The sequence below is a fragment of the Brevundimonas sp. GW821-FHT10A07 genome, from assembly GCF_059415785.1.
Genome location: NZ_JBWKNX010000002.1, coordinates 269,255 through 287,400 on the forward strand (window position 1 = coordinate 269,255; position 18,146 = coordinate 287,400).

Annotated in this window: 19 protein-coding genes; 12 read left to right on the forward strand and 7 right to left on the reverse strand. The window is 65.8% G+C overall.

The features are described from left to right. The first annotated feature begins 43 nt into the window (after nucleotides 1-43). The 4 genes from AC07NC_RS02755 to AC07NC_RS02770 all read left to right on the forward strand — a co-directional run bounded on the left by AC07NC_RS02755 (nucleotide 44) and on the right by AC07NC_RS02770 (nucleotide 6,696). Nucleotides 44-2,395, forward strand: coding sequence for a heavy metal translocating P-type ATPase (locus AC07NC_RS02755; protein ID WP_419755925.1), 2,352 nt, complete (start codon nucleotides 44-46; stop codon nucleotides 2,393-2,395). A gap of 212 nt (nucleotides 2,396-2,607) precedes the next feature. Continuing rightward, nucleotides 2,608-3,096: a DUF305 domain-containing protein gene (locus AC07NC_RS02760; RefSeq protein WP_447941385.1), complete on the forward strand. Its 489-nt coding sequence runs from the start codon at nucleotides 2,608-2,610 to the stop codon at nucleotides 3,094-3,096. A 136-nt stretch (nucleotides 3,097-3,232) separates the two neighbouring features. Next, nucleotides 3,233-5,101 (forward strand): copper resistance system multicopper oxidase, encoded by a 1,869-nt coding sequence (locus AC07NC_RS02765; RefSeq protein ID WP_419755924.1) that lies wholly within the window; start codon nucleotides 3,233-3,235, stop codon nucleotides 5,099-5,101. Nucleotides 5,102-5,412: 311 nt separating this feature from the next. Beyond that, complete coding sequence (locus tag AC07NC_RS02770) at nucleotides 5,413-6,696, forward strand: copper resistance protein B (RefSeq protein WP_494568493.1); 1,284 nt, start codon at nucleotides 5,413-5,415, stop codon at nucleotides 6,694-6,696. 188 nt (nucleotides 6,697-6,884) lie between these two features. Here AC07NC_RS02770 and AC07NC_RS02775 read toward each other — a convergent pair whose 3' ends face one another. From AC07NC_RS02775 to AC07NC_RS02795, 5 genes are all read right to left on the reverse strand, one after another. Then, on the reverse strand, nucleotides 6,885-7,292 hold the full coding sequence (locus tag AC07NC_RS02775; RefSeq protein ID WP_494568494.1) for a copper resistance CopC family protein: 408 nt from the start codon (nucleotides 7,290-7,292) through the stop codon (nucleotides 6,885-6,887). A gap of 28 nt (nucleotides 7,293-7,320) precedes the next feature. After that, entirely contained in the window at nucleotides 7,321-7,644 is a 324-nt protein-coding gene (locus AC07NC_RS02780; RefSeq protein WP_419755921.1) for a hypothetical protein, read from the reverse strand. A 174-nt stretch (nucleotides 7,645-7,818) separates the two neighbouring features. Further along, a complete protein-coding gene (locus tag AC07NC_RS02785) occupies nucleotides 7,819-8,310 on the reverse strand; it encodes an RNA polymerase sigma factor (protein WP_494568495.1) in 492 nt (163 codons plus the stop codon). Between the two features lie 94 nt (nucleotides 8,311-8,404). After that, the gene (locus tag AC07NC_RS02790) at nucleotides 8,405-8,845 is read right to left on the reverse strand and encodes a Spy/CpxP family protein refolding chaperone (RefSeq protein WP_494568496.1); all 441 of its coding nucleotides are present in this window, start codon (nucleotides 8,843-8,845) and stop codon (nucleotides 8,405-8,407) included. After that, a complete protein-coding gene (locus AC07NC_RS02795) occupies nucleotides 8,842-9,123 on the reverse strand; it encodes a hypothetical protein (RefSeq protein WP_494568497.1) in 282 nt (93 codons plus the stop codon). Before AC07NC_RS02795 ends, AC07NC_RS02790 begins: the two co-directional genes overlap by 4 nt. A gap of 117 nt (nucleotides 9,124-9,240) precedes the next feature. On the opposite strand from AC07NC_RS02795, the gene AC07NC_RS02800 reads away from it, so the two are divergent. From AC07NC_RS02800 to AC07NC_RS02820, 5 genes are all read left to right on the forward strand, one after another. Next, nucleotides 9,241-9,879: a DUF2231 domain-containing protein gene (locus tag AC07NC_RS02800; protein WP_494568498.1), complete on the forward strand. Its 639-nt coding sequence runs from the start codon at nucleotides 9,241-9,243 to the stop codon at nucleotides 9,877-9,879. Between the two features lie 78 nt (nucleotides 9,880-9,957). Continuing rightward, nucleotides 9,958-10,440 (forward strand): YybH family protein, encoded by a 483-nt coding sequence (locus AC07NC_RS02805; RefSeq protein ID WP_494568499.1) that lies wholly within the window; start codon nucleotides 9,958-9,960, stop codon nucleotides 10,438-10,440. A 141-nt stretch (nucleotides 10,441-10,581) separates the two neighbouring features. Further along, the gene (locus AC07NC_RS02810) at nucleotides 10,582-10,956 is read left to right on the forward strand and encodes a DUF411 domain-containing protein (protein WP_494568500.1); all 375 of its coding nucleotides are present in this window, start codon (nucleotides 10,582-10,584) and stop codon (nucleotides 10,954-10,956) included. A gap of 86 nt (nucleotides 10,957-11,042) precedes the next feature. Next, on the forward strand, nucleotides 11,043-12,023 hold the full coding sequence (locus AC07NC_RS02815; RefSeq protein ID WP_494568501.1) for a type III polyketide synthase: 981 nt from the start codon (nucleotides 11,043-11,045) through the stop codon (nucleotides 12,021-12,023). Beyond that, nucleotides 12,020-12,511 (forward strand): isoprenylcysteine carboxyl methyltransferase family protein, encoded by a 492-nt coding sequence (locus tag AC07NC_RS02820; RefSeq protein ID WP_494568502.1) that lies wholly within the window; start codon nucleotides 12,020-12,022, stop codon nucleotides 12,509-12,511. Before AC07NC_RS02815 ends, AC07NC_RS02820 begins: the two co-directional genes overlap by 4 nt. 310 nt (nucleotides 12,512-12,821) lie before the next feature. On the opposite strand, the gene copD is transcribed toward AC07NC_RS02820, so the two are convergent. Both copD and copC read right to left on the reverse strand, forming a co-directional pair. Continuing rightward, the gene (gene copD / locus AC07NC_RS02825) at nucleotides 12,822-13,754 is read right to left on the reverse strand and encodes a copper homeostasis membrane protein CopD (protein WP_494568503.1); all 933 of its coding nucleotides are present in this window, start codon (nucleotides 13,752-13,754) and stop codon (nucleotides 12,822-12,824) included. 6 nt (nucleotides 13,755-13,760) lie between these two features. Beyond that, a complete protein-coding gene (copC, locus tag AC07NC_RS02830; RefSeq protein ID WP_494568504.1) occupies nucleotides 13,761-14,123 on the reverse strand; it encodes a copper homeostasis periplasmic binding protein CopC in 363 nt (120 codons plus the stop codon). A 405-nt stretch (nucleotides 14,124-14,528) separates the two neighbouring features. Here copC and AC07NC_RS02835 point away from each other — a divergent pair, with 405 nt between their 5' ends. The 3 genes from AC07NC_RS02835 (at nucleotide 14,529) to AC07NC_RS02845 (ending at nucleotide 18,119) form a co-directional block, all read left to right on the forward strand. Beyond that, nucleotides 14,529-15,188 carry a DUF305 domain-containing protein gene (locus AC07NC_RS02835; RefSeq protein WP_494568505.1) on the forward strand — a complete coding sequence of 220 codons (660 nt, stop codon included), beginning with the start codon at nucleotides 14,529-14,531 and terminating at the stop codon, nucleotides 15,186-15,188. 242 nt (nucleotides 15,189-15,430) lie between these two features. Further along, complete coding sequence (locus AC07NC_RS02840) at nucleotides 15,431-16,063, forward strand: DUF305 domain-containing protein (protein WP_494568506.1); 633 nt, start codon at nucleotides 15,431-15,433, stop codon at nucleotides 16,061-16,063. Between the two features lie 124 nt (nucleotides 16,064-16,187). After that, a complete protein-coding gene (locus tag AC07NC_RS02845; RefSeq protein WP_494568507.1) occupies nucleotides 16,188-18,119 on the forward strand; it encodes an FTR1 family protein in 1,932 nt (643 codons plus the stop codon). Nucleotides 18,120-18,146 lie beyond the last annotated feature (27 nt).

Here is an 18,146-nt window from a genome sequence, read left to right on the forward strand (position 1 = left end):
CCCATAGGGTATAACTAGCATTCAGCCCTTCAAGGAGCCTGTCATGTCCTCGCCTTCTCATCCGCACGATCACAGTCGCTGTTCGACGGCGAAAGCGCCCGATGACGCAGGAACCGTGATCGACCCGGTCTGCGGCATGTCCGTCGATCCGGCGACGACGGCGCATCATGCCCATCACGACGGGGCCGATTATTCCTTCTGTTCTGCGGGATGCCGGACCAAGTTCGTCGCTGAACCCGGTCGATATCTTGATGAGAAGCGGACGCCCCCGGCGGAAATCCCCGGCGCGATCTACACCTGCCCGATGCATCCGGAGATCCGGCAGCCGGGCCCCGGGTCCTGTCCCATCTGCGGCATGGCGCTGGAGCCCGAAACCGTCACCGCCGTCGCACCCCCAAACCATGAGCTGATCGATTTCACGCGCCGCTTCTGGATCGGTCTCGTGCTGACCGTGCCGGTATTCGCGCTGGAGATGGGCGGGCATCTGACCGGCCTGGCGATGCGTATTCCGGGCCAGACGTCGAACTGGATCCAGTTCGCCCTGGCCACGCCCGTCGTTCTGTGGGCGGGCTGGCCGTTCTTCCAGCGCGGCTGGACCTCGCTGCGCACGCGCCGTCTGAACATGTTCACCCTGATCGCCATGGGCGTCGGCGTGGCCTGGGTCTACAGCGTGGTCGCAGTCTTCCTCCCCGCTCTTTTCCCGCCCGCCTTCCTGCGCATGGATGGAAGCGCGCCGGTCTATTTCGAGGCGGCGGCGGTCATCACCGTCCTCGTCCTGGTCGGCCAGATTCTGGAGTTGCGCGCGCGAGAACAGACGTCCGGCGCCATCCGCGCCTTGCTGGATCTGACACCCAAGACGGCCAGGCGGGTGCGGGACGATGGAACCGACGAGGATATCACGCTCGATCTGGTCATCGTCGGCGACCGGTTGCGCGTCAGGCCGGGCGAACAGGTGCCCGTCGACGGGGAGGTGCTGGACGGGCGGGTGTCCATCGACGAGTCGATGGTGACCGGCGAGTCCATGCCGGTGACGAAGGAGATCGGATCGAACGTCGTCGGCGGCTCGCTCAACAAGACCGGGTCTTTCGTGATGCGGGCCGACAAGGTCGGCGCGGACACGCTCCTGTCGCGAATCGTCCAGATGGTGGCCCAGGCCCAGCGCAGCCGCGCGCCGATCCAGCGGCTGGCCGATACGGTGTCGGGCTGGTTTGTTCCCGCCGTGATCGCGATCGCCCTCCTCGCGGCCTTGATCTGGGGATTGATCGGTCCGGAGCCCCGGCTGTCCTATGCCCTCGTCGCGGCGGTTTCGGTTTTGATCATCGCCTGTCCCTGTGCACTGGGGTTGGCCACCCCGATTTCCATCATGGTGGGCGTCGGTCGCGGCGCCCACGCCGGCGTCCTGATCAAGAACGCCGAGGCGCTCGAGCGTTTCGAAAAGGTCGATACCCTGGTCCTGGACAAGACAGGCACCCTGACTGAGGGGCGTCCCTCCGTGACCGCTGTCCGGCTCGCGGCCGGGTTCGACGAGGTCGAACTGCTGTGGTTGTCGGCCAGCCTTGAACGCGGCAGCGAACATCCCCTGGCCGACGCCATCGTCCGGGCCGCGACTGAACGCAAACTTGTCCTCTCCGAAGCCAGCGAGTTCGACAGCCCGGTCGGACGCGGGGTTTCAGGGGTCGTCGACGGGCGGCGCGTGGCCCTCGGCAACGCCCGTTACCTGGGCGAAATCGGTGTCGAGGTCTCGGCGCTGGAAGCTGAAGCCGAGACGCTGCGACGCGACGGCGCCACGGCGATCTTCGCAGCCGTTGACGGCAAGGCCGCAGGCGTCCTCGGCATCGCCGACCCGATCAAGGCGACCACGCCCGAGGCCATCCGGGCGCTTAAAGCGGCGGGCCTGCGCCTGGTCATGATGACGGGCGACAACCGCACGACCGCCGAGGCCGTGGCTCGCAAACTGGGCATCGACGAGGTCCAGGCCGAGGTCTTGCCGCAGGACAAGGCGGCGGTCGTCGAGCGACTGCGCGCCGAAGGGCGGATCGTCGCTATGGCCGGGGACGGCGTCAACGACGCTCCGGCCCTGGCCGCCGCCGACGTTGGCGTGGCCATGGGCGCGGGATCCGACGTGGCCATCGAAAGCGCCGGCGTCACGCTTTTGGGCGGTGACCTTCAGGGCATCGTCCGGGCGCGAAGACTGTCGAAAGCGGTGATGGGCAACATACGCCAGAACCTCCTCTTCGCGTTCGGGTACAATGCGCTCGGCATTCCGATCGCGGCGGGACTGCTCTATCCCGCCTTCGGTCTATTGCTGTCGCCGGCGCTGGCGGCCCTGGCCATGGCCTTGTCTTCGGTCAGCGTGATCGGCAATGCGCTCCGTCTACGGGCCATAAAGCTTTGATCCGAGCCGGCGCGTCCTCGAAAGAGGCGCGCAAGCGGCTTCATTACGCATTTTGGCGCAGTCCCCCTCGCTGTCCGAACGCGGTTCCGGGTTTATTTAATCGGGTCGGAACCGTCGCCGTAACGCAGGATTACGAGGTTCAGGCGGCGGCCCGGACGGATCACGCCGGAAACCCGGACCATGCCGATGGATCGTCGGCGGAGGATTTTGACATGCAGCCGATGCAGGACACTCACGACATGAAGGGCATGGCTCCCATGAAGGGGAGCTACCGTTCGTTTGCGATCGAACTGACCCTCGATTTCATCATCATGTATCTGGTGATGTACACGATGATCGCGTCGCTCGATCATTTCTACCTCAACCTCAACAACGTCTACATGACCCTGATGATGGTTTCGCCGATGGCGATCCTCATGTTGGTGTTCATGCGCTCGATGTATCCCTCGAAGCGCACGAATGTCCTGATCGGCGGGGTCGCGGCGCTCGTATTCGCGCTCAGCTTCATCGGCATGCGGACCCAGGCCGGGGTGGGGGACAGGGAGTTCCTGCGCTCGATGATCCCGCACCATTCCGGCGCCATCCTCATGTGTCGGCAGGCTTCGTTGAAGGATCCCGAGGTTCGGGGTCTGTGTAACGAGATCGTTCAGGGCCAAGAGCGTGAGATCGCCCAGATGAAGGCGCTGCTCGCGCGACCGTAAGCCCCGGTAGGGCGCTCCGACCCGTTTTCCGCGGTCCTGCGTCAGCCTGTCGCGAGGGCGGGGAGCGCCGCCTGCGTAAACCCCTAGAGGTCCTCGCTGAAGAGCGAGACGGCCGCATGACTTTGAGGAGTATCCCATGAAACTCGATCGCCGGGCGCTGCTGCGCGGGGCCGTCGCCGGAGGCGGCCTGTTGAGCCTTCAGGGGCTGATGCCGGCCTGGGCGCAGACCGGATCACCCGGCCTGCGTTCGGACCTTCCGACCCTGAGCGGACCCGACATCGCCCTGACCGTCGGGCAGACGCCGTTCACCCTGAACGGCCGCACCGCGATGGCGACCACGATCAACGGCGTCCTGCCGGCGCCCGTGCTGCGTCTGCGCGAAGGCCAGAACGTCCGGCTGTCCGTGACCAACGGTCTGGACGAGGACACCTCGATTCACTGGCATGGCATCCTGCTGCCCTTCCAGATGGACGGTGTGCCCGGGATTAGCTTTCCCGGCATCCGGCCGCGCGAGACCTTCGTCTACGAGTTCCCCGTGCGGCAGTCGGGCACCTTCTGGTATCACAGCCACTCCGGCCTTCAGGAGGCCATGGGCCATTACGGTCCGATCGTCATCGATCCGGCGGGGGTCGATCCGATCGGCTACGATCGCGAACACGTCCTGGTCCTCTCGGACTGGAGCTTCATTCATCCCCACGAAATCCTGGAAAAGCTCAAGAAGAGCCCGGGCTATTTCAATCGGCAACGCACCACGCTTGCTGGCCTGTTGGACGGCAGCGACAGGATGAGCCTGGAAGAGCGTCGGATGTGGGGACAGATGCGCATGGACCCGCGCGACATCCTCGACGTCAACGGCTCCACCTACACCTATCTGGTCAACGGCCATGGGCCGCAGGAGAACTGGACCGGTCTGTTCCGGCCGGGGGAGCGTGTCCGGCTTCGCATCATCAACGCTTCGGCGATGTCGATCTTCAACATCCGCATTCCCGGCCTGGCGATGACCGTGGTTCAGGCCGATGGCGAGAACGTCCGTCCCGTAGAGACCGATGAGTTCCAGATCTCGGTGGCGGAGACCTATGACGTCATCGTCCGCCCCACCGAAGATCGGGCCTACACCATCGTGTCCGAGGCGATCGACCGTTCGGGTATGGGGGTGGCGACCCTCGCGCCCCGCCTGGGCATGACGGCGGAGGTCCCTCCGCTCCGCGAAGTGCCCAATCTGACCATGAAGGACATGGGAATGGGCGGCATGGATCATGGGGCGATGGGCGGGCAGCCGATGAGCGGGATGGACCACGGCGCGATGGGCGGCCAGGCGATGGCCGGTATGGACCACGGCTCCATGGCCGGGATGACTCCCCAGACGCCGATGGCGGGCATGGACCACGGCGCGAGCCCGGCGCCGGCCGCCGGCGCCATGGCGGGCATGTCGATGGCCGGGATGAATATGCGCGACCCGGAAAACGCGCCTCCCAACATGGAGGTGGGTGTCGGCGTCGATGCGGTCGCCATGTCTCCGACCAACCGGCTCGGCGAGCGCCCGATGGGCCTGGAGAGCGTCGATCACCGCGTGCTCGTCTATACCGACCTGGTCGCCTTGTCGCCGAACCGCGATCAGCGTGCGCCGAGCCGCGCCATGGAAATCCACCTGACCGGCAATATGGAACGGTTCATGTGGAGCTTCGACGGTCGCAAGTTCAGCGAAGGCGTCGAGCCTTTCCGGTTCGAGTTGAACGAGAGGGTGCGTGTCACCCTCGTGAACGACAGTATGATGGCCCACCCCATCCACCTGCACGGCCACTTCTTCGAACTGGTGACCGGCGGTCCCGCGGGTCACCAGCCGCTGAAGCACACGGTGAATGTGCCGCCGGGAGGCAAGGTCAGTTTCGATCTCACGGCGGATAACCCCGGCGACTGGGCCTTCCACTGTCACATGCTGATGCACATGCACGCGGGCATGTTCAACGTCGTCACCGTCCGCCCGATGGAAGGGGCCTCGTCATGATCCGCGGATCCATTAGCCTTATCCCATTGCTCCTGGCCGCCTCGGCAGGCCCGGTCTTCGCGCAAAGTCATGCGGGCCACGGAACGACGCCCGCGGCCGCGCAGGCTGCACCCGTTCTTCCTGCCGGTTGTGTGCGCCGCGGTTCGCCGACGGCGGATGCGGCCCGTATCGGGACGCCTGGCGCGCCGGTGTGTCCAGCCGGCTCCGTGCCGGAGCAGTCGCCGCCGGTCGCGGTCGACCCCCACGCAGGCCATGATATGGCGACGATGGGCCAGGCTCAGCCCGCTGCGGCTGCGCCCGCAGGTCACGACATGTCCGCCATGGGCTCCATGCCCGCAGGTCACGACATGTCGACGATGAGCCAGGCTCAGCCCGCACAGGCGGCGCCGGCAGGTCATGATATGTCCGCCATGGGTCCGATGCCCGCCGGACACGACATGTCGACGATGGGTTCGACCCAGCCTGCTCCGGCTGGGTCCGCAGGCCACGACATGTCCGCCATGGGCTCGATGCCGGCCGGTCACGACATGTCGACGATGAGCCCGGCTCAGCCCGCTCCGGCTGCGCCCGCAGGTCACGACATGTCGACGATGGGGCAGGCCCAGCCCACTCCGGCGATGCCGGCGGGCCATGACATGTCCGCTATGGGATCGATGCCAGCCGGACACGACATGTCGACGATGGGCCAGGCTCAGCCCGCTCCGGCGATGCCTGCGGGTCACGACATGGCCGCGATGGGCTCGATGCCGGCCGGGCACGATATGTCGGCTATGCCCGCAGGCCATGACATGTCGGGCATGGCGATGCCGCCTGACGTGCCGACCAGTGCGAACAACCCGGGAAGACCGGCGCAGACGTCCGCCCCAGCGGGTGCGGTCAGCGGGCCGCCCCACGCAGCCGATCTGTTGTTCGACCCGGCCGAGATGGCTGCGGCGCGGGAACAACTGCGTGTGGAGAATGGCGATGTGCGCACCACCGCGGTCATCATCGATCAGCTCGAAACGACCTTCGCTGACGGCGAGAGCGGATATGCGTGGGACGCTCAGGGCTGGAGCGGCGGCGACATCAACCGGTTCTGGTGGAAATCGGAGGGAGAAGGCGCCTTCGGCGACGGCGTCGAGGAGGCCGAGGTTCAGGCGCTCTACAGCCGCGCTATCCGGCCCTTCTTCGACGTTCAGACCGGGGTTCGCCAGACCTACCGGCCCGAGGGGGATCGCACCGATCTTGTGCTCGGCATCCAGGGACTGGCGCCCTACTGGTTCGAGGTTGACGCTGCCGCCTTCCTGTCGACCAAGGGCGAACTGACCGCCAGGGCTGAGGCGGAATACGATCAGCGGATCACCCAGAAATGGATCGTGCAACCGCGCGCCGAAGTGGTCCTGTCGGCGGAGGATATTCCCGAGCTTTCAATCGGCTCGGGACTATCGTCGCTCCAGCTGGGGGTCCGTGTTCGCTACGAAATCCGCAAGGAGTTCGCGCCCTATATCGGCGTGGAATGGACACGACGATTCGGCGACACGCGGGACTTCCTGGAAGCCGATGGTCGCAGCGCCGAGGAGACCCGGCTGGTGGTTGGCATCCGGACCTGGTTTTAACAGGTCCATTGTGCTCTGCACGGTCTGAATCGGCCGGCGTCTTGCGAAAGGCGACCGTCCGGTGATCAAATGCGACGCCAACGCGGCAGTCCTGCAGGGTGTCGTCACGCACTAAAAACGCCGCGCGGACAGCCGCGCGGCGTTTTCTTGAATGTGGACCCGGCTCCCTGGAGCGCGGGCCGTAGCCTTCAGTGCACCATGAAGCGAACGACACCGTTCATCTGATGGCCGTCAGCGCCGGTGGCGCTCCAGGCGGCGGAATAAGAGCCCGGCGCCAGGGCGGGGAGCGGGGCGCTGACCGTCGCGGACGGCGTGGAACCCGATGCGACCGCGACATCAACCGCCTGACCGGCAGCGGATGTCAGCTTGACGCTGGTCAGCGTCATGGGGTGCGGGAAGGTGACGGAGAAGGCCGTGGGCGCCGCGCCCATGAAGTTGTCCGCCGGGCTTGTGACCACGCCTTGTGGGGTGGGAGCCGCCTGCATCGTGGCGTGATCTTGCATGGCCATTCCGGCGTGGGGATCGGCCTGGGCCAGCGCGGCGGCGGGCGCGAGGGCCGCGAAGAGGGCCAGGACGGCGAGGGAAGGACGGTTCATCGAAAAACTCCTGATTTGAAAGCGCGAACTACTGTTTGGGCGGCATGGTCATGCCGTCCATGTTTGACATGTCGTGCCCCGCCATCGGGTCGGCCGGAGGGGGCGTAGGCGCCGGTTGCGGTGCGGCGGGCTGGGTCGGGCGCGGGGTTGCGGCCCGGCTGGGTGCCGCAGGCGCGGGCGCCGTGGGCGCAGCGGCCGGCGCTGCGGGGGCGATCTCCTGCGGAACCGGGGGAGCGGCCGCGACGGGGGAAGTCGGCTGTTCGACCGGCGTCGGCTGGGGTTCAGCGGCGCGCTGGCATGCGCCCAGCGCCAGCGCGAGCGCGGCGGCGGCGGAGAGGAGCAGGATTTTCATGGACGAACTCCGGAGAGAGACAAAACAGGGGCGGCCGTCAGCGCGGATCAAGGATCGCTGGCGCAAGGTGCCGCCGATGTCACGCGGCGGCGCCTTCTTACTGGAATACGCATACAGCCCCACTTCCCCTCGCGCGACGCGCGATCCTGGGCGAGAGGAGCGTCCCGTCGCTTGTCAGGCGTCCGATCGAAACCGAACAGGGACCGCGCTCAGGGCCTCAGACAGTTTGCGGCGCGCCCGGGCGAGCCTGGTTTCGACGGCCTTGACCGAGATGCCGAGAATTTGCGCCGCCTCGCCCTGACTGCGGCCTTCGATCGCCGTGAGAAGCAGAGGCGCCTTGAGCTGGTCCGGCAGGCGGTCCAGTTCGGCGTTGAGACGGACGAGCCGGGCTGCGGCCTCAATCCGTTCATCGGCCGGCTCGGATCCATCCGGCACGGCCATGGCTTCGGGCGAGGAAAGATCGACCCCGCCCCGGATCAGGCGTCGGACGAAGCGCCTCCGGCTCCAGTCGCGGCATTTGTTCAGGGCGATCGTACGAATCCATGCCTCGAACGGTCGGCCCGGATCATACCGCCGGATGCCGACCCAAGCGGCGGCATAGGTGTCTTGCAACAGGTCATAGGCTTCCTGCTCGTCGCCGACATAACGACGCACGAAACGAAACAAGGCGCTCTTTGTCTGCCGCATCAGCGCACTGAACGCCGCCCGATCGCCGGCGGCGGCGCGCGCAGGGAGGTCTGTCTCGGTGTCCACTCCGACGCTAGGTTTCGCCCGGCGCAAGGGCGGCGACGACACGCGCGTCGAAAAGGTCCGCCTGCTCCGGAGTGAGGACGGACCGCATTTCAAAGACGTGGCCGAGCGTCTCCTTCTGCAGGACGCCCATCGCCATGTGGAAGTGATCGACGGCCGCCTGCACCTGGGGACTGTCGCCGTCGCTCTGTTCGATGGCGCGCGCCAGTTCCAGGTTGGCCGCCCGGACAGCGGCCTCCAGCGCGGGGCGTCGCGCTGCGAACCGGGCTTCGATCTCTTCGATCCGGCCGAGTTGATCGGCGGACAGTTTGAGGTCGTGGTGGACGATATCGTGGAGCGATGGAGGTTCGCGACGACTGAGAACCCAGCTGGCGCTGATCCAGGTGCCCGCCCCACTGGCCAGTGCGGCCAGCACGGCTGTCAGGGCGATGGCGCGCCAGCCGCGCATCATCGTCCGGCCTCCAATCTGACGAGAGGTGAAAGATTCGCATCGACCGTGAAGACCGCCATGTCGCCGGACGGACGCGGGGCCGCGACGGCCCCGACGCCGCCCGCGGCAAGTCCGGTGGCCAGGGCGACCGCGACCGCGCCCACGCGCAACTGAGACATCAGTCTCTCGCTCCGAAGCGCCTCGACCCGACGCCAGACAAGCGGCTCCATCCCGTCGAGCGACCAGCCGTCCGGCGTCGCGGCCAGGCGTCCGAGAAGATCATCCAGATCACGCGTCATCCCACAGTCTCCTCGTAGCCCCTGACTTCATCTACGCGAGAATGACGCTAACCCCTCACGCGAGGGGCCAGACGCTCCGGCGCGTAGGGAAGATAGAGCACGAGAGCGGAGACGACGATGAGATTTCGCGACTGTATGGCCGGGTTCGCCCTGGCGCTGATCCTCTCGACGAGCGCGCCCGCCTTCGCTCATGAGGACCATGAAGCCCCAGCGGCCGCGGTGTCGCATCCCGCGGGATCCAGCTCGGCCATGCCGGCCATGGCTGGCATGGCCGAGGGCATGGACCACGCGCAGGCCATGGGGGATGCGGCGCCCAGGACTATTCCGCAGCGTGTCGTCCGCTGGCTCGGCGCCATGCATCCGGCCGCGGTCCATTTCCCCATCGCCCTGTTCATCGTCGCCGCCTTGCTGGAGATCGCCGCCTTGACCTTGCGCCGTCCGGTTCTGACGCAGGGGACGCGGGTGATCATCGCCCTGGCTGCGGTGTCCGCCGCCGCCGCCGCCGCCCTGGGTTGGTTCGCCATGGGATGGCCGGGACAGGACGACGCGACCCATACCGCCCACAGGTGGCTTGGAACCTCCATCGCCCTACTGGGAATGATCTGCTGGTGGGCCAAGGAACACTGGGTCCGGAGCCCCGGGCGGGCGCGCGAGTGGCTCTACATCGGCGTCCTGACGACCACCGCCGCCGCCGTGCTGGTGAATGGCCTGCTCGGGGGAATGCTGACCCACGGCATGCGGCATCTGATGTTCTGATCCGGCAAGGCGTCCCATCCCGGGGCGTCCCTGTCCGTCGCAGCGAAGGCGACGGACCTAAACAGACTGGAGACACCTATGATTTTTCGTCCCGCGCTCGCGGGGCTGGTCCTCGCCATCGTGCTGACGACCACGGCCCACGCCCAGGCCCCGTCACAATCCACGGACGAGGCGCAGGTCCGCACGGTCGTGACGGCCTACCGGGATGCCGTCGCCCGGCTGGACGTGTCGCAAACGCCCGACCTGTTTTGGCAGGACTCCGAGGTCTTCGAAAGCGGCGGAGCCGAAGGGACCTTCGCGCGCTATCTAGAGCATCATCTCGGGCCGGAGTTCGCCGATCTGGCGAGCTTCACGTTCAGCGAACCCCAGGCGGACGTCGAAATCGACGGGGACATCGCCCTCGTGACGGAGACCTATCGCTACCGGATCACGTTCAAGGACGCCGCGCGGGCGCCCGTCGAACGCCAGGGCGTCGCCACCAGCGTGCTGCGCAAACGGGGCGGCGTCTGGCGTTTCTCCCTCTATCATTCCTCGGCGCGGCCCGTCCGGCCCGCTTCCTGAACCCGTATCTAGCCCCAGTCCAAGAGACTTTGACTTATGACTTCATCACTGTCTCGGCGGGCTTTGCTGGCCGCAGGATTCAGCGCTAGCGCCCTCGCCGTCACGGCCTGCGCGCCGGCAAGGTCGGCCACCGCCCTTGCCGTGTTCAAGACCCCGACCTGCGCCTGTTGCACCGCCTGGATCGATCATATGCGCCGGGCGGGCTTCACGGCCGAGGTGACCGAATTGCCCAATCTGCGGAGCCTTCGCACCAGTCATGGCGTGTCCGACAACCTCGCGTCGTGTCACACCGCCCTGATCGCCGGCTATGTGCTCGAGGGACATGTGCCGGCCGAAGACGTCCGTCGTCTGCTGACGGAACGACCCCCGGCTATCGGCCTGGCGGTTCCTGGCATGCCCCTGGGTTCCCCCGGCATGGAAAGCGCCGATGGCCAGCGCGACGCCTTTGAGACCCTCCTTGTCCTCAAGGGCGGACAGACGCGGGTCTTCGCGCCTCACGCCCAGGCCAGGGGATGATGTCGGACGTGGGTGCGCCGTCGCCACAACCGCGTCTCGCCGGCCTGGCCACGGCCTGGCCGCCCTATGAACTGTCGCAAGCTGCCGTGGCGGCGAACGGCGCGGAACTGTTCGCCACGACCCACGGCGGTTTCGAACGGCTTGCGCCGATCTACCGCAATGCCCGGATCGAGACCCGGCATTCGTGCGTACCGATCGAGTGGTATCTGAAACCCCACAGTTTCGCCGAGCGCAACGATCTGTTTCTCGAGCACGCGGTCGATCTATTGCAGCGATCGGCGAGCGCGGCGCTCGCGGCGGCGGGTCTACGGCCTGACCAGATCGACACGATCGTGGCAGTCTGTTCGACCGGCATCGCCACCCCCTCCCTGGAGGCGCGGCTGATGCAGGTGATGGGTTTTCGACCCGACATTCGCCGTCTGCCGATCTTCGGTCTGGGGTGCGCCGGCGGGGTTCTCGGTCTGGCGCGCGCCGCCGACATGGCGCGAGCGGATCCCGCAAGTCGGGTCCTCCTCGTCGTCGTGGAACTGTGCGCCCTGACCTTTCGCTATCAGGACCGATCGAAGTCCAATCTCGTCGCCACGGCCCTGTTCGGAGATGGGGCGGCCGCTGCGGTGATTTCCTGCCGCGCGGACACGACCGGGCCGATCTTGGGTGCGTCCCACGAGCACACCTGGCCGGACAGTCTGGACGTGATGGGTTGGGAGGTCGCCGATGACGGATTGAAGGTCGTGTTCAGTCGGGACATTCCGACCCTGGTCGAGCAGGATTTCAAACCGATCGCCGAAGCCTTCCTGACAAGAGAGGGCCTTTCGGCCGCCGACATCGGAGGTTTTGTCTGTCACCCTGGCGGGGCCAAGGTGATCGATGCGCTGGAAGCCTGCTTCTCCCAGCCGGCCGGCAGTCTGCAACACACGCGCGATATCCTTCGCGATCATGGCCATATGAGTTCGGCGACCGTGCTGTTCGTGTTGAAAGCGACGCTGGACGCCAGGGACCCCGGTCCTCTGTTGCTGACGTCTCTGGGTCCGGGTTTCACGACCGCGCTGATGTTGATCCGCCCGTGAGCTGGCTCCCGATCGTCCTGGCGCTGGTGATCGCCCAGCGTCTGGGCGAACTCTGGCTTGCGGCACGGAATACGCGGCGGCTGAAGGCGCAGGGTGCCGTCGAATACGGCGCCGGCCATTATCCGCTGTTTGTCGTCCTGCACGCCGCCTGGATCGCCACGATCGCCGGTCTGACGCCTTGGACTACGACGCCGAGCGCGAGTCTGCTGCTGATCTATCTGGCGCTACAGGGCGCGCGGATCTGGGTCATCGCGACGCTCGGCCCGTTCTGGACGACGCGGATCATCAGCCTCTCAGGCGCCCCTCTGGTTCGCGATGGTCCCTACAGGTTCATCCGACACCCCAACTACTGGATCGCGTCGCTGGAGATCGCCGTCTTGCCTCTGGCGTTCGGCCAGATCGGGATCGCGCTCGTGTTCAGCCTGCTCAACGCCTTGCTGATCGCCTACCGCGTCCGGATAGAGAACGCAGCGCTCGCCGCGCGGTGAACGCAGTGCTCGATGCGGGCTGTCGTCTGCTTACGCCATGGACATGGCGTACAAGGCGCGAAGATCTGGGTCGAACAGGCGATTAATGACGCCGGGCGTTGCGCTCCTCCTTGCGCGATATCGTCGGTCGACGCGGCGATCCGCGCAGGCTGGGGCGTTGAGACCGTGTGTGCACGTTACATGGCGACTGTTGGGGCGACGGGAACAGTTTTGCAGATCTACGAGACGCGATCCGTCACGGCGCCTGCAGACCAGGCCGCCTGAGCCCCCGCCGATAGCGGGTGAAGGTCGCGGGATCGATCTCCTGACCCTACATCGCCATGTCCATCGCCGAGACGGGCGCAAGGGTGCCCATGACGGCGACCGCGCAAAGGAGCGCCAGGGCGATGAGGGTCTCCAGCACAAGACTGCGCTTCAATCGGCTGACCGCCTGGGTGAGCGCCCACGGATCCGCGAGCGCGTTGGCAAGGCTGGGCGTCAGATGGAAACGGTTGGCTGCGGCGAGCGCCAGCATGAGGCCGAACAAAGCCAGTTTGGCGCTTAGAAGGAGCCCGTAGGAGGTCGTGAACAGTCCGGCCAGGCGATCGGGTCCTACCATGAACCAACTGTTGACCAGGCCGCTCAGAACGAGGACCGCCACCGACGCCGTGCCGACACCCGAGAAGCCGTGCAACGCCTGATAGAGCGTCCGGTCCGCTGCAGGTGACGCCTTGTGGCCAAGCGTCAGGATCAACAGCACGACCAGGGCGCCGAGCCAGACAGCCGCGCCATAACTGTGTAGGATCGCCGCTGCGAGGTGAGGATAATGGCCGGGGCCTTCAGTCGCCGCGCCGTGACCCGTCCAGGCGAAACTGGCGCTGACGATCAGTCCGGCCAGGCTGACCAGGATCCAGACCAGACGAGAAGGCCTGACGAAAGTCAGGACCACGAGGGCAAGGGCGGCGACCCCGCTTCGGATCAGGAACGCTGGCCCCAGAATTGTCCCGGTGATCATGAAGCCGAGCGAGGACGGTTTCAGGCCTTCGGCAATCGATCCCGCCATGACGGCGGTCTGGGCGACCAGGGCCGCGCCTGCGCTCAAGGCGACCATGGCCGAGGCGAAAATCAGAATTCGCCTCGGCCATCCGAGAGCTAGCCCATCCGCCTCGCGCAGTCCGTAGAGCAGGAAGAGCGGCGCGCCCAACAGGACGACCGCGCCGGCGTATTGCACGAGGCGGAGAAGGATGACCCAAACGTCGAGCATTGGCGCTTAGCGCACTGTGAAGGCGATGGCGCCGGTCATGCGATGGCCGTCGGCGGAAGCGGCGTGCCAGTTGACGGTATAGGCGCCTGCCGCCAAGGGCCGAGCGGTCCGACCCGAGACGGTCTTGCCGTCGTCTGACACGGTCGTGGAAACCGCGAAGGCCGCACCGGCCGCGTTGGAGACACTGAGCCCGGAGAAGGCCGGAGCGACCCGTTCGCTGAAGGTCACCGTGATGGCGGACGGCGAGGCGACCGTGGCGCTGGCGGCGGGCGTCGAGGCGACGACGCGGGCATGCGCGTCCGCTTGAGTCGCCATGAGCGCCAGGGCTCCGGCGGCGCCGATCAGGGACAGGATTTTGCGGGCAGACATCAGATTGAACTCCGAAAACCAGAATGGCTCATTGGGTTATACGGGGCGATGCGGCTGATCCCTCGTTACCCGCGCATCCGCTGCATAGCGCAAGGCCGCGCCCCGAGCCGAAACGGCGCATCGCCTGAAGGCCCTTATGACGAGAAGGGCGGGTGTCTGGATCGACGGGTCGACAGGTCGTTTGTTCGCGCCGAACCTGGGTGCTCAGACTGCTCTTACGCACGCCGCGCCGGTTCCCCTCTCGCCGCGCAGAATGTTTCTGCAGGTGGAACGGATGCGACGCCCCGGGTTTGAAACCCCGTTCGACCAATGATGTGCGCCCTCTTCCCGCCTGAGACGACGCAGCCATTTTACACGGTCCCATCGCCCGCGGTCCGCGCGCGCCACAAGCTGTTGGAGCTAAAAATGATCAAATTTTATCACGCATCCGCCCTTGTCCTGGGCGCTCTCGCGATCACCGCCTGTAGCCCTAAGGCGGCTGCTCCACAATCGGAACCGGCCGAAGCAACGCCGCCCCCGCTCACCATGGAGCCGGCGATGACGCAGACAGCCTACTCGGCGTCGGAGATGAAAATGCACGACGCCATGATGGCGGCGAAGGGCGCCGACGTGAGCGAGGCGTGGGCCCGTAAGATGATCCCTCATCATCAGGGCGCGCTGGACATGTCCCAGGTCGTCCTGCGCGACGGAACGGACCCGGACATCCGTCGGATGGCGCAAAAGACAATCGAGATGCAGACTCGTGATATCGCCGAGTTGCAGAAGTGGCTTCAAGGCCGGCCCTCGGGCGGCGCGGACGCGTCCGCCCGGACCGCCTTCATGCCCGTCGAGACGAGAATGAAAGACGCGATGATGGCGGCGTCCGCCGCCGACGCGGACCATCTCTGGGCGCGCAAGATGATCGCGCATCACCAAGGGGCGATCGAGATGGCCCGGGTCGTGATCGCCAGGGATCCAGACGCGGCGGTCCGAACGATGGCGCAAAAAACCATCGATATGCAGAGTGAGGACGTCCGTGAGATGGAATCCTGGCTTTCGGCTCACTCTGGATCACCCTCCGCTTGACGTCGGCGCCGCTGGCGGCTGAGGCTGCGGATTGGCGAACCCCAACCCTGATCGGGCGTAAGCGGAGTGACAATAGACAAAGGCGGCGCTTTATCGATTCGTTCGTCGTTAGGTCGGCGACGATCCCAAGGCGCATGATGCATGAGACCTAAGCCGCGCGCGCCCGCGCGTGTCGATCGACAAATCCATGGTCACCGGCGAGCCCCCGATCGAACGATCCCGGCTGGCCGTGGACGCGGAATGTGGCCGACGCTGAAACTGACATCCCTCATCCGAACGGTCTGAATTGTTTAAACACTCGATCTTTGTCTTCGTCTGCAACCATCGATTTAGATGATTCGTTTCAGCCTGATTTAAAAGACCGGAGGTTTGCCATGGAGTCGAAGATCTATCTGAGATTCGGCGCGATGATCGCGACGTCCACGCTCGTGATGTTCGGGTTGATGTATCTGAACACCTACCAGCTAGAGCACGTACGCTTCAGCGAGACCCGGGCCTGGATGGCGTTGCTGATGGGCGCAGTCATGGCCGTCATCATGCTGCTGTTCATGCTCAAGATGTACACCGACAAACGTATGAACCTGGCCATCCTGGGCGGAGCGGTCCTGGTGTTCGCCGGATCGCTCTGGCTCGTGCGCAGCCAGGAGACGGTCAATGACGTGGATTATATGCGCGCGATGATCCCGCATCACTCGATCGCGATCATGACCAGCGAACGGGCCCATATCCGCGACCCAAGGGTGCGCGAACTGGCCGACGGCATCATCGAGGCCCAAAAGCGCGAGATCGCCGAGATGGACGCCCTGATTGCCGATCTTCAGCGCAACCCCACGCCTTCTACGGCTCCCGATCTGCCGGCCTACACCAGGCGCTGAGACCGTCGCTACTTTGCCCAAGACGAACGGGCACGTTGAACGCGTGACTTGAACTTCATGGATTTATGGTTTGGGCGGCAGACACCGTATTGCGATGCAATCGCATTAGGCCTATTGCGGCCGTATGACACATCCGAGTATCCGCTGGCTTCTAGCGATCGCCTTCGTCAGCATGCTCGGCGTGTCCGCCGTCCATGCGCAGACTGCGGCAGCCGATCCTCGTGTCGCTTGGCGGCTGCTCGACTATCTCGCCGTCGACTATTCGGGGGCTGTCCAGAATGGTCAGGTCATAAGCGCCGGCGAGTTCGCCGAGATGAACGAGTTCGCGGCGTCGGCGCAGGCGCGAATAGAAGCCCTGCCCTCGAACGCGAGCAAACCCGCGCTGCTCACCTCGGTCCGCGTACTGAGAACGAAGATCGATCAGAAAGCCTCCCCAGCCGACGTCGGCGCGACCGCACGCAAACTGGCCGCCGATCTCCTGATCGCCTACCCGGCGGCTCTGGCGCCGACCACCTTGCCGGACATGGGACGGGCCGCGAGCCTCTACGCCGACAACTGCGCCATCTGCCACGGCGCGAGCGGTCACGGCGACGGCGCGGGCGCCATCGGGCTTGATCCGCCACCGGTTGCTTTCAGTGATCATGACCGGGCCCGTGAGCGGAGCCCGTTCGCGCTCTATCAGGTCATTCAGCAAGGCCTTGACGGCACAGCCATGGCCAGTTTCGCCGACATGCCGGAAGCTGACCGCTGGGCTCTGGCCTATTATGTCAACGGCTTGGCGTTCAGCCCTGCTGACCGCGCGCTCGGTGAGCGCCTATGGAAGTCTGACAAGGCGGTCCAAAGAGCCGTGCCGAACCTGCAGACGCTTACGGGCACAAGCGAGGCCCAGTTGGCGACAGTCATCGGAGCTGAGAAGGCCCGTCCCGTCCTCGCCTATCTGCGCTCGCACCCGGAAGCGCTCAATCAGCGCGCGGCGGGCGACACCCTGTCGATCGCACGCGAAAAGATCGCGGCTACGGTCGAGGCCTACAAAGCCGGCGATCGACAACGCGCGGGTGATCTGGCGCTCGCCGCCTATCTTGACGGCTTCGAGCCTTTGGAGCCGGTCCTGTCCGCCCGCGACGGCGCGCTCATGCGCCGCATCGAGCAAGGCATGGCCGATCTGCGCAGCACGGTCGGCCGGGACGCCGGCGTGCCTGCGGTCGTTGCAAGCGCCGAGCGGGCGAACGGCCTGCTTGACCTTGCTGAGCGCGCGCTTTCGGCCACGACCACCAGCGCGGGTGCGGCCTTCGCCGGCTCGTTTACGGTCCTTTTGCGAGAGGGTCTGGAGGCTCTGCTCATCGTCGTCGCCATACTGGCCTTCTTGAAGAAGGCGGGCCGTCCCGAAGTCGCGGTCTACGTCCACGGCGGTTGGCTGTCTGCCCTCGCTGCTGGGGGACTGACCTGGGCGGCTGCGACCTATCTCGTGTCGATCAGTGGGGCCAGCCGCGAACTGACGGAAGGCTTCGGCTCGCTGTTTGCGGCCCTGGTGCTGATCTCTGTCGGCATCTGGATGCACGGCAAAAGCCAGGCCGACGCATGGCAGGTCTATATCCGCGAGAAGATGTCCAAGGCGCTCAGCCGTCGCTCCGCCTGGTTCCTGTTTCTTCTCGCGTTCGTCGTCGTCTATCGCGAAGTCTTCGAGACGATTCTCTTTCTCGTCGCCTTGTGGAGCCAGGGGGGACACGTCGCCCTATTGCTGGGCGTTCTCGCCGCCGCACTCACACTCGGGGTGATCGCGTGGGCCTTGCTCGGCTACAGCCGGCGACTGCCGATCGGGAAGTTCTTCGGCTTCAGTTCAATCCTGCTGGCGATCCTCGCCGTCGTTCTAGCGGGCAAGGGCGTGTCGGGTCTGCAGGAAGCCGGCATCGTCGATCTGCATCCGCTGACCTGGCTGCCCAGAATCGACCTGCTGGGTGTTTTCCGTACCTGGGAGACCTTCCTGGCTCAGGTCCTGACCCTCGTCACGCTCGTGATCGGCTTCAATGTCAAACGGCCCCAGCCTGAACAGGTCTGACGTCTCCTGTAGCGCGCAACAGGCGCG

What these genes read in the sequence shown, in the direction of transcription:
- AC07NC_RS02805 (WP_494568499.1), top strand. Translation starts at nt 9,958, where the DNA reads ATGATTTTTCGTCCCGCGCTCGCGGGGCTGGTCCTCGCCATCGTGCTG.
- AC07NC_RS02765 (WP_419755924.1), top strand. Translation starts at nt 3,233, where the DNA reads ATGAAACTCGATCGCCGGGCGCTGCTGCGCGGGGCCGTCGCCGGAGGC.
- AC07NC_RS02755 (WP_419755925.1), top strand. Translation starts at nt 44, where the DNA reads ATGTCCTCGCCTTCTCATCCGCACGATCACAGTCGCTGTTCGACGGCG.
- AC07NC_RS02760 (WP_447941385.1), top strand. Translation starts at nt 2,608, where the DNA reads ATGCAGCCGATGCAGGACACTCACGACATGAAGGGCATGGCTCCCATG.
- AC07NC_RS02835 (WP_494568505.1), top strand. Translation starts at nt 14,529, where the DNA reads ATGATCAAATTTTATCACGCATCCGCCCTTGTCCTGGGCGCTCTCGCG.
- AC07NC_RS02795 (WP_494568497.1), bottom strand. Translation starts at nt 9,123, where the DNA reads ATGACGCGTGATCTGGATGATCTTCTCGGACGCCTGGCCGCGACGCCG.
- AC07NC_RS02790 (WP_494568496.1), bottom strand. Translation starts at nt 8,845, where the DNA reads ATGATGCGCGGCTGGCGCGCCATCGCCCTGACAGCCGTGCTGGCCGCA.
- AC07NC_RS02780 (WP_419755921.1), bottom strand. Translation starts at nt 7,644, where the DNA reads ATGAAAATCCTGCTCCTCTCCGCCGCCGCCGCGCTCGCGCTGGCGCTG.
- copD (WP_494568503.1), bottom strand. Translation starts at nt 13,754, where the DNA reads ATGCTCGACGTTTGGGTCATCCTTCTCCGCCTCGTGCAATACGCCGGC.
- copC (WP_494568504.1), bottom strand. Translation starts at nt 14,123, where the DNA reads ATGTCTGCCCGCAAAATCCTGTCCCTGATCGGCGCCGCCGGAGCCCTG.
- AC07NC_RS02775 (WP_494568494.1), bottom strand. Translation starts at nt 7,292, where the DNA reads ATGAACCGTCCTTCCCTCGCCGTCCTGGCCCTCTTCGCGGCCCTCGCG.
- AC07NC_RS02845 (WP_494568507.1), top strand. Translation starts at nt 16,188, where the DNA reads ATGACACATCCGAGTATCCGCTGGCTTCTAGCGATCGCCTTCGTCAGC.
- AC07NC_RS02770 (WP_494568493.1), top strand. Translation starts at nt 5,413, where the DNA reads ATGTCCGCCATGGGCTCCATGCCCGCAGGTCACGACATGTCGACGATG.
- AC07NC_RS02800 (WP_494568498.1), top strand. Translation starts at nt 9,241, where the DNA reads ATGAGATTTCGCGACTGTATGGCCGGGTTCGCCCTGGCGCTGATCCTC.